General features: G+C 38.1%; 11 protein-coding genes. 7 read left to right on the top strand and 4 right to left on the bottom strand.

The features are described from left to right. On the bottom strand, positions 1–530 hold a 530-nt coding region (locus CF394_RS15425), incomplete at its 3' end, for a helix-turn-helix domain-containing protein (protein ID WP_165767584.1). A 153-nt stretch (positions 531–683) separates the two neighbouring features. Here CF394_RS15425 and CF394_RS15415 point away from each other — a divergent pair. Both CF394_RS15415 and CF394_RS15410 read left to right on the top strand, forming a co-directional pair. Beyond that, positions 684–1,163, top strand: a complete 480-nt coding sequence (locus tag CF394_RS15415; RefSeq protein WP_094944829.1) for a hypothetical protein — start codon at positions 684–686, stop codon at positions 1,161–1,163. A gap of 49 nt (positions 1,164–1,212) precedes the next feature. After that, positions 1,213–1,401 carry a hypothetical protein gene (locus tag CF394_RS15410; RefSeq protein WP_094944827.1) on the top strand — a complete coding sequence of 63 codons (189 nt, stop codon included), beginning with the start codon at positions 1,213–1,215 and terminating at the stop codon, positions 1,399–1,401. Between the two features lie 61 nt (positions 1,402–1,462). On the opposite strand, the gene CF394_RS15405 is transcribed toward CF394_RS15410, so the two are convergent. Together CF394_RS15405 and CF394_RS15400 are read right to left on the bottom strand one after the other, a co-directional pair. Then, a complete protein-coding gene (locus CF394_RS15405) occupies positions 1,463–1,807 on the bottom strand; it encodes a DUF2178 domain-containing protein (protein WP_094944825.1) in 345 nt (114 codons plus the stop codon). Continuing rightward, positions 1,797–2,036, bottom strand: coding sequence for a helix-turn-helix transcriptional regulator (locus CF394_RS15400; RefSeq protein ID WP_094944823.1), 240 nt, complete (start codon positions 2,034–2,036; stop codon positions 1,797–1,799). The genes CF394_RS15405 and CF394_RS15400 overlap by 11 nt, the downstream gene beginning before the upstream one ends. Before the next feature lie 154 nt (positions 2,037–2,190). On the opposite strand from CF394_RS15400, the gene CF394_RS15395 reads away from it, so the two are divergent. Both CF394_RS15395 and CF394_RS15390 read left to right on the top strand, forming a co-directional pair. Continuing rightward, positions 2,191–2,565, top strand: coding sequence for a YciI family protein (locus tag CF394_RS15395; RefSeq protein ID WP_094944821.1), 375 nt, complete (start codon positions 2,191–2,193; stop codon positions 2,563–2,565). A 30-nt stretch (positions 2,566–2,595) separates the two neighbouring features. Continuing rightward, positions 2,596–3,039 (top strand): YybH family protein, encoded by a 444-nt coding sequence (locus CF394_RS15390; RefSeq protein WP_094944819.1) that lies wholly within the window; start codon positions 2,596–2,598, stop codon positions 3,037–3,039. 36 nt (positions 3,040–3,075) lie between these two features. Here CF394_RS15390 and CF394_RS15385 read toward each other — a convergent pair whose 3' ends face one another. After that, positions 3,076–3,396, bottom strand: coding sequence for a DUF3784 domain-containing protein (locus CF394_RS15385; protein WP_094944817.1), 321 nt, complete (start codon positions 3,394–3,396; stop codon positions 3,076–3,078). A 135-nt stretch (positions 3,397–3,531) separates the two neighbouring features. On the opposite strand from CF394_RS15385, the gene CF394_RS15380 reads away from it, so the two are divergent. The 3 genes from CF394_RS15380 to CF394_RS15370 all read left to right on the top strand — a co-directional run bounded on the left by CF394_RS15380 (position 3,532) and on the right by CF394_RS15370 (position 9,590). Continuing rightward, positions 3,532–3,795 carry a DUF7662 domain-containing protein gene (locus CF394_RS15380; protein WP_094944815.1) on the top strand — a complete coding sequence of 88 codons (264 nt, stop codon included), beginning with the start codon at positions 3,532–3,534 and terminating at the stop codon, positions 3,793–3,795. Positions 3,796–3,812: 17 nt separating this feature from the next. Then, positions 3,813–4,850 (top strand): hypothetical protein, encoded by a 1,038-nt coding sequence (locus CF394_RS15375; RefSeq protein ID WP_094944813.1) that lies wholly within the window; start codon positions 3,813–3,815, stop codon positions 4,848–4,850. Positions 4,851–5,033: 183 nt separating this feature from the next. Next, positions 5,034–9,590 carry a PDDEXK-like endonuclease domain-containing protein gene (locus CF394_RS15370; protein ID WP_094944811.1) on the top strand — a complete coding sequence of 1,519 codons (4,557 nt, stop codon included), beginning with the start codon at positions 5,034–5,036 and terminating at the stop codon, positions 9,588–9,590. The last annotated feature ends 29 nt before the right edge of the window (positions 9,591–9,619 follow it).

Genomic DNA, 9,619 nt, shown 5'->3' with positions numbered 1-9,619 from the left:
ATAGAAAGGACGCACCCAGATTTCGCATCAATGACCACTGTCGCGTAATGATGACCTTTGCGCGTAGCGAACTCATCAACCAAGACATGCCTTGCGGTTTTAGTCTCCAACTGGCGCGAAGCGTATTCATAGAACCATCTTTCAACGGTCGTGTACGGTACACCATACTCACGCGAGACATCAGAGATTGTCCTACCATGACAACGTTTTGCAATCTCCACTCTATAATGTCTGGTGGAAGAACGAACTAGGCCTAAGCCAAAGTCATGAACAAACGTGATACCACATTCTTTACAGACCTGGCGTGGGACATCTATCTCGATCCAGATCGTCCCTACGCCCCAGGCGTAGGAATGTCTAAAACGGCGACGTTCCTTTGAGTGGCGGACTGTCTGATTTGAACAGACAACACATGGGACTTGACGGTTCAGCGTAGAAATTCGAAACACGTTTGGTTCGTTGTCGGATGACGGATGAATTGTAAAAAATGATGGAAGTGGAAGGACTAATTTGATAAACTGTTGGGACAAGGCGAAAACTCCTATCGTGGTTTGTCTAGACAACAATTACGATACAGGTGTTTTCGCTTTTTTTCTATTTATTTACATTATTAAGCTGTTCAAGTGTCAACCACGACTTATGGTGATGAACCAAAAAGGGGTGATGTGGTGGAGAGAAGTAGTGTGTTATTTATAGTCGCGGTGGTAATGGGACTGGCAGCGTTCTTATGGTATGACCAGTCGGGAATGGCAGAGGCGTCGTCGACACCAGAAAGGGCAGTTCAAGAATATATGGGAGAAAATCCGGTCTACGTTATTGAAATTATGGAACTAGAAGATTCGGTCTATGTGTTTCATGAGCCAGTCGCATACCATGAGGAAGGGCGGATGTCGGTAACTCGTGTGGACAAAGTCGAGTATGGCTGGAAAGCGGTCACCTCGCTGTCTTTTGGACCCGAGATAACGGACTGGGCGAGTACTACTGGAACAACTGTCGGCTCAGCGCACCCAGAGACGAAAAAGGTAATTGTCAGTGGATTCGAAGCGTTGCTTTATACATTTAAAAGTACGGGCAAGAATATTTATCTTGTGTACGATCAAGAAGTAGAGATGCCTATCACTATTGAGGAAATGGGTGAGAGCACGATACAGATAGGTGATTGACATCGGGTGCTTCCTTAATTCATTTTAAACTCTTAGAAGGAGGGGTTCTTTGAAAGTTATCCATTTCATCATCGGCTTCTTATTCATCGCTTTGGGTCTCTTCTTTCTCTCCACCACAGTCGATGGTGATTTCGTGAAAAATTTTAGTTACAAACTGCTAGGTTTTGCGATAGTCGTAGGTGGCGCAGTTTATTTAAAGAAAGTCGCTAGGTTCGGAAGACAGAAAGAGAGTCGATAAGAGAAATATACAAAAGAGAAGGTCCCGTGGCCTTCTCTTTTTGTTTGTCCAGAAGCTAAAATCAACTCGCAAAATCCCGCTTGTACTGAACTGCCAAATAAATCCCACACGCCAAGAAAGCAATCCCGTACTTAATGATGAAGAAAATCGTCCACATCTCTTCTTTAGGAAGAAAGAAGTCCCCGAGGATCACAGCCCCAAGTAGTACAAAGACACTCTTTAAATAAATCTGATTCGTGCGTTCATCCGGTTTTCCGATTTTGTAGTAATACACCGTCACTAAAGCGGCTCCGACAATCAAGAATCCCAGGCTGCCCATCAACAGCATGTTCCAGTTCGCATTCGAACTCTCAGCCCAAGTCATCACTGGAGAAAAAATAGAAAGTGTCATGTTTTCAGTCAGCATTTGCACCCGTTCCTTTCTCATACATAAAAATGTCGTCGATCTCTACTTTGAAAAACTGCGCAATCCGAAAAGCCAGCAACAACGAAGGCACATAGTTGCCTTTTTCCATGACGAAAATGGTTTGCTTCGAGACACCGACGGCATTCGCCAGTTCCGCCTGCGTCAGCTTGGCCAAGACCCGATGTTCATAGACCTTATTGGAAATCGAATCGCCAAAGTCATTCTTCATTTGCCTCACCTCTTACCACAAGAATAAAGTAAACTTATCTAAAAGTAAAGTAAACTTTGATTTTATGATTAAAAAATTTCCAAATATCGGTGTGTTATACTTCTAGTAACAAACTAATTTAATTTTCAGACGGATCATATAGGGGGAGAAGGCAATGATTTTCGTATGTATGGGATACTTCGATAAAGACAAAATGCATCAACTGCCAAGCGAAGAATTTGAGACTCTAATGGCTGCCTGTCAGCCGCATATGGAGGCTTTGAAAATGACGGGGAACGTGCTGGTGGATGCAGGCTTGGATTCGGAAGTCACGTCCCTCAAACGGCGAGAGGGAAAGGTGTACGTAACAGACGGGTTGGAAGCGGCATCTTCTGAGTTGATCGGCAGTGTATTTCTAATCGAAGCGGACACCCTGCAGCAAGCCATTGAACTGGCTGCTCTACATCCGACTACGCAACTAGACGAGGCAGAGAAGTTCGGTTGGCGGACAGAGATTCGACCCGTTCACACGTTTACCTCATCTCTTTAAACGCCCTACTCTAACGAAGGAGCTGACCTAATGACGAACTCGTTCCACGAAGTTTCAGAAGTTCTTGAAAACTACGCAACTGCTGTCTATGAACTCGATGTGGAGAAATTTCTTGCTGCCTATGGCGATGACATTCATCTTTATGACTGCTGGGGAAGATGGGAGCTTCAAGGTCTTCCCGCGTGGAGAGAAAGTGTAGCGGAATGGTTTTCGGGTATCCGAGAGGACAACAATGTCGTGGAAGTGACTTTTGACGATGTCGTAATCACAGAAGATGCGAGCGTGGCCTTTGTGCACTGTGCTGTCAACTTCACAGGGTACGAAGCCGGTGGAAGTGAACCGCTCCGTCAGATGACCAACCGCTTCACGTTTGGTTTGAAGAAATTAGAGGGGTCTTGGCAGATCACTCATGAGCATTCTTCTCTCCCAATTGATCTAGAGACGGGCAAGGCCCTATTCGATTCGAAAGCCTGAACACAGAGAAAAAGCCAGCTCCATTGCGAGCTGGCTTTAGCTGTTTCTAAACCTGTTTCCTGTATTTGAATACACAAGCGTAAAGACAATCAGTCCTGTCATGAACGCAATCCCAATCCACATCAGTATAGGCATCTCCAGCCACTCACTCAGTGACAGCAACACCATGCTGAAACTGATTCCATACAAAACCTTGCTCATGAACTTACAAAGTGCGAGCTCATCATACTTAGCTTTCTCTTTTTTAGACATTGTGTTGTAGCCGGCGATCAAGAAAGCTCCTTTTCCCTGCGAGAGGAAGTAAGCCATTACAAGGAATGGGATGACGAGTAGGAGGTTAATGATGGCTGGTGACATTGGGTTCACACCTTTCGAAATTAACTAGTGATTAATTTACGTGAATTAAGCTACTAGGTTTCAATTTTACGCAGGAATCGTTTATCTATATAAAGAAGTAAGTATATTAAAATGTATTTTTAATGAGGTGATCCAGTGGAGTCTTCAAAATATGAACCAATTAGTGATGAATTAAAGAAGGTTAAGAAAGCTGGTTCTTTAAGAGTCACGTTTTCTTTTCAACAAATTGAAGATATATTAGGCCAATCCTTGCCCATGTCTGCAAGGAAGTATCGCCCTTGGTGGGCAAATAACTATAGCCAGAAAAGTCGACACTGCCAAGCTTGGTTGTCTCAAAATTGGGAGACAGAGTCGATAGATTTCCATCAGGAACGAGTCACTTTTGTCTGTGTTCAGTAATACATAAGGAGGTCATCATGTTTCATTATACAAAACACACCCATAGTACAAAAAAGGTAGAAAAGACCACATTTACTAAACTTGAGATGAAAGAAAGCGATTTAGAAGAAATGATTCGATTGAACGTCGAATTAGTTACAGACGATGAAGAATCAATCCAGATTATTGGAAAGCAAGTGAAGAATGAGAAGTTAGGACGAAGCGATTTAACTGCAATCGATCAACAAGGGAATATTATTTTGATTGAAATTAAAAGGGACCGCTCAGATATTGAAGGGCGGAAAGAAGCATTTGAATTTCAAGCTATACGCTATGCTGCAAGCTATGCAACGATAACAACTCTTGAAGAAGCGGTAAATATCATCTATGGACCTTATTTGGCGCAATATGATCAAGAAGCGATTAAAGAAAATCTCACTGCCAATGAAGCGGCCATGAGGGCACTCACAGATTTTCTTGAAAAAAATGAGAGTGATTGGTCTTTCAATGAAAAACAACGAATCATACTAGTTGCTTCGGATTTCGACGAGCAAACCTTGTCGGCAGTGGCCTGGCTCAATCAAAACGGAGTTGATATGAGTTGTTTTAAACTGACTCCTTATATAATTGACGGGCAGATTTATATTGATTCAACTCGAATATTACCTGTAAACGATCCGAAAGAATTCTATGTCAATCTTTGGACGAAATCAACAACAGTTAAAACGCCGTCGGGCACAACTCGTACAAAGCGAACACTTCCTAAAATTGATCAGTTAATCGAGTGGGGAGTGGTTTCTCCCGGAGATACAATCCGTGCCAAGAATCGGCAGGATACTGGAAAACTAACAGACTCAGGAAATGTGGTAGTTCAGGGTCAGGAAATTAGTTTACAAAATTGGCTTAAGCAACTTTATGGTTGGTCTAGTGTTCAAACATATATGTTTGCTATTGATGAAAAGACAGGGAAGACCTTATCTCAATTGAGAGAAGACTATATGAATAAACTGGTTGAAGAAGAACTAGCAGCTACGCAAATTAGTAATGATGAAATAGAAACAGAGAGACCTGAATAACAGGTCTCTCTGTTTCTATTTATTATGATTGCTTTTACTTCAAATGAATAACAGCCTACTGTGACATCATGCAATAAATATGATGTAAATATTGGTAATTTACATGGTATAATTGTATCGAAAAAATAAAAAAATGATATTTAAATACGAAATGATTTATGAATTAATTTTGAGGTGAACATCGTGATAAAAAATCAACCTAAGAATAGAAGATTTTTCGAGTATCTACTGGAGTTAACGAAATTAAACTCTACGGTAATAAGAGATTATACAAACTATGAGAAATACTGGAATGAAGAAGAGTTTCTAAGATTAGAAGGAGTTAGTGTAAATAAAAACATAGACGATGAAAATTTTATAGAAATTCACAAACCTACACTTTCTTCAGAAGAGAAGAAGCATCCTGAACCACCAGAATCAATTAAAACATGGTTAGACTTTAAGGTGGAAAAAGAAACAGAAAGACCTAAACATCTACCATTTAAGAAAAGCAAAGATAATAAAGGAAATGAATTTGTGGAATATTTTGAAGCGGATGCTACTCGTAAAGAAGACTATCTAGTATTTGTAGAAAAGTGGCTTGATTGGGCTCGAAACATATTATTAAAGAAAAAGGTTATTGATTTTTATAATCAGTTCTTTGAACTTGCCACACGTTTCGATCGGGAAGGTGAAACACTTGAATTGGTATTTGGAAGAGGGTTATTTGTATGGAAGCATCCTCAAGGCTTAATTAGAGGGCCATTAATTACTCAAAAGCTTGAAATCACGCTTTATGCAGAAAAGAATATCATCACGATTGCTGCAACTGGTAATGCCATTAAACAAGAAACAGAAATGTTTTCAGGTATTCCATTACATAATAAAGAAAAGGCGGACGCGATACTAAATTCCGTGAGTCCAGATGAAATGAAGGGAGATTTAGAGGGCAAATTTACAAATTTTATACGCTCGATTCACGCAGATGGAGAGTTTTATTCTAGACAAGCATCTGTTGAAACAACTTCAACTCCAAAAGTTTTTGATCAAAATGTATACGTTTTACGTAAGAAAACAGCCAGAGTTTTAAGAGATGACTTAGAAAGTATTCTGAAAGAATTAGCTGATGAAAACCTTGAGTTAAATGAAGCGATACAGTCACTTTTGGGTGAAGAGACTCGGTCTAGTGATAGCGAGCAAGGAGATGACTCTTCTAAAGGATTGTTACCAAAAGATATATTGTTTTTCCCATTAGAATCAAACGAACAACAAAAAGAAATAGTAAAACGTATAAATAGTAATTATGGAGTGACTGTACAGGGACCACCAGGCACTGGTAAAACACATACCATTGCAAACTTAGTTTCGCACTTCTTGGCTGAAGGAAAAAAAGTCTTAATAACTAGCCAGAAAGAAAATCCATTACGTGTTCTGAAAAATAAAATTCCTGAAGATATTCGAGATTTGTGTGTGCCTGTATTAGGTGGTGGAAAAGATTCTATTTTGGAGATTGAAAAGTCAATCAATACAATAAGTGAAAAGTTAGGGGAACTTGATTCGGCGAAGTTAGAAAAGGAAATTAAAAGAAATCTCTCTGAATTAGATAAAAGCTATCGTAAAGAAATGGAATTATTTAACCAATTACGTGTATATTCGGAAAGAGAAGGAACGGTTCTTCACTATAAAGGAGAAGAACTATTTAAATATGATGTTGCTAAACTATTGGCTGAAACAGATTCAGACTATACATGGTATTTGGATGATATATCGATAAATGCAGTTTTTCCACTAAATCAAATTGAATTTGATACTCTACAGAATTTGCAAAGTAGCTTAAATCAAAATGAACTGATATTAAATGACAAGGAACTTCCTGATATCTCAACTGAGATAATGGATGAATCTACTTTTGTTGAGTTTATTAGTGAAGGTTCATCCTTAGGTAAAGGAAAAGAAGATGGAGAGTTATACCTAAAACAATACGGTTTACCTACCGAGGCAAAAGAAATCCAGTATATACTTCAAATATTTAAAACATTATTGGATAGAAAAGAGATTCTCACTAATAAGAGTAATAAGTTGATATTTGAAGATTTAAAGTCAGGTGGGGCTCGTGAAGAAAGGTGGAGAAACTTTAGTAAGAACGTTGAGCAGTATGTGAGCACTTTACTTCTGACTTATAATCAACTGATAGGATATGATTTTGATTTACCAGCAAAACCATTATCAGAAATACGAGCAGACATTGAGATAGCTAAACAACGCCTGGCTACAGGGAAAAAAGCTGATTTCTTCTTTTATCTGGGCAAAGGAAAACATGTTAAATATTTATTTGAGACAAGTGTATTGAATCAGAGGCCACTCGAATCAATAGAGGATGTAAAAATAATAGAAATTTATTTAGATTATATTTCTGAAAAAAATGAAGTTGCTAGAATTTATAATGCAAATATGAATGAAATTGGTCATGAAGTAATTGATTCAAAAATAGCAAGATTTCCTCAGAATCTTCAAGAGAGATATCTCTATTTGACTAAAGTCATTGAGACTTACGATGAAATCCAAAAAATCGAAGAAAAGTTGAACTTATCTTCTGTAAATTTATATTCATTAGATCATATTGGCGAAGTAGTTGAGAGAATATCTCAAGCACATAAATATCTTTCTTACTGTGAATGGGAAACAAAATATAATAACCATTTAAAAGAATTAAAAGCAATAGCATCAAATCCGAATAAACACGTCATCTATAGCGAGTTCATTGAAGCATTTAAGTCTAAAAATATAGAGAAGTGGAAACAGCTCATTACTAACTCAATTGAGCTTTATGAAATTCAGGATAAAGTGAAGAAATTTTATAACGTCTTAGATAAACTAAAGTCTGTCTTACCATTGACCGCTGCAAAACTTGAATCAGTTGTGGGTACTGATTTTAGATGGCCATTAGACTACGAGACAGCATTTGAATTAAGAAAGTTAAAAACTTGGTTAGATGAAAATAGTGATATTAATTCTACAAAATTAAGAAAGCTAATTGATAAAGAAAAAACCAATCAGCGTCAATTATTAAAGCTTATTGTCAGGGATGCATCTTGGAAGAGTCAGGTAGAGCGCATTACAGATAATCAAAAAAGAGCTTTATCGGCTTGGAAGACGTCAATTAAACGTTATGGAGCAGGAACTGGTAAAAATAAAAGATTCTTAAAAAATATACGAGAAGCCATGGTAGAGGCGCAAAATGCCATTCCTGTATGGATAATGCCGATTGGGCAAGTGTTAGAGAACTTTCCAATTACAAATGAAAAGTTTGATGTGGTGATTTTCGATGAAAGTAGTCAATGTGATTTATTTTCCATTAATGTACTCTTGCGAGGTAAAAAAGCGATTGTCGTCGGGGATGATGAACAAATTAGTCCGCAATCTGTTGGAATTAATCATGACGATATTATGGAGTTACAAAGAAAATACCTAAGTGACATACCTAATGCAGAGTTGCTTGATGGAAATATTTCTCTATACGAAATAGCGGAGCAGACATTCCCGAAAGCAGGAAAACTGATGTTGAGGGAACATTTCCGATGTGTCCCGGAAATTATTCAGTTTTCAAATGACTTAAGTTACAGTGGTCAAATGATTCCAATGCGATTACCACTAGAATCTGAAAAAATTGATCCACCTGTCATGGCTATTAAGGTAAACGATGGTTACAATGATCACGGAGATAAAGATATTAATTTACCAGAAGCTGAGAAAATAGCAGAAGATATTTCTAAAATCATAAATGATCCAATTTTTTCCGATCAAACAATTGGAGTTATTACGTTGCAAGGAGATAAACAACATAAACTTCTTGAAAATTTAATTCGTGAGAAAATTGGAGATGCCGAATACGTAGCTCGTAAAATAATTTGCGGAAATGCTTATAATTTACAAGGTGATGAGCGTGATATTATCTTATTATCAATGGTAGTAGCTCCTAATAGAAGATTTATGACTTTAACTAAACAAGCTGACAAACAGAGATATAATGTTGCAGCTAGTCGAGCACGTAATCAGATGCGTCTATATCATTCGGTAGATTTAAATGATCTTTCTCAGAAAGACTATCGATATGCTTTCTTGGCTTATTGTAAAAATCCTAATCGTGTTAAACAGGAGTTTGAGGATTTGGAATCTCTATGCGATTCGCCATTTGAAAAAGACGTTTTGAAGATGATTTTAGCTAAAGGTTACCGAGTCACACCTCAAGTAAAAGTAGGTGGTTACCGTATAGATTTGGTAGTAGAGGGTGTGCGAGATCGTTTAGCTGTGGAATGTGATGGGGAACGTTGGCATGGTCCCGATGTCTTTGAAAGTGATATGATACGTCAAGCCTCTTTAGAAAGATCAGGTTGGAAATTCTGGAGAGTTCGAGGTCGAGAGTTTTATTTCGATAGAATTAGTGCATTAGATAGTTTGTGGGAAAAGCTTGATGAATTGGGTATTGAACCGCAAATGCATCAGCCTCATATCCCAGATGAAGAGCAAACTGATGTATCACTATCTGAACAACAAGAAGGTAAATTAGAAAAAGTTCAATCAGAAAATGAAAATAGAATCTCCAACCCATCAATAAATTTGAGAGAAACGATACCTAATGGGCAAATTAGTTTGTTTGAAAATAAAGAGCAACCTGACATATTTAACTCTGATTATCTATTGGAGTTTGTAGATAAAAACGGTCTTAAATATGTGGATATGCGAGAAAAAGCCCAGTGGTAATATGTCAACCGAAAAAAATGAGTGAATTG

It is taken from the genome of Tetzosporium hominis, assembly GCF_002265435.1.
Taxonomy (GTDB): Bacteria; Bacillota; Bacilli; order Bacillales_A; family Planococcaceae; genus Chryseomicrobium; species Chryseomicrobium hominis.
This window is presented reverse-complemented; position numbering and strand designations above follow the sequence as displayed.

What these genes read in the sequence shown, in the direction of transcription:
- CF394_RS15405 (WP_094944825.1), bottom strand. Translation starts at nt 1,807, where the DNA reads ATGCTGACTGAAAACATGACACTTTCTATTTTTTCTCCAGTGATGACT.
- CF394_RS15400 (WP_094944823.1), bottom strand. Translation starts at nt 2,036, where the DNA reads ATGAAGAATGACTTTGGCGATTCGATTTCCAATAAGGTCTATGAACAT.
- CF394_RS15395 (WP_094944821.1), top strand. Translation starts at nt 2,191, where the DNA reads ATGATTTTCGTATGTATGGGATACTTCGATAAAGACAAAATGCATCAA.
- CF394_RS15390 (WP_094944819.1), top strand. Translation starts at nt 2,596, where the DNA reads ATGACGAACTCGTTCCACGAAGTTTCAGAAGTTCTTGAAAACTACGCA.
- CF394_RS15385 (WP_094944817.1), bottom strand. Translation starts at nt 3,396, where the DNA reads ATGTCACCAGCCATCATTAACCTCCTACTCGTCATCCCATTCCTTGTA.
- CF394_RS15375 (WP_094944813.1), top strand. Translation starts at nt 3,813, where the DNA reads ATGTTTCATTATACAAAACACACCCATAGTACAAAAAAGGTAGAAAAG.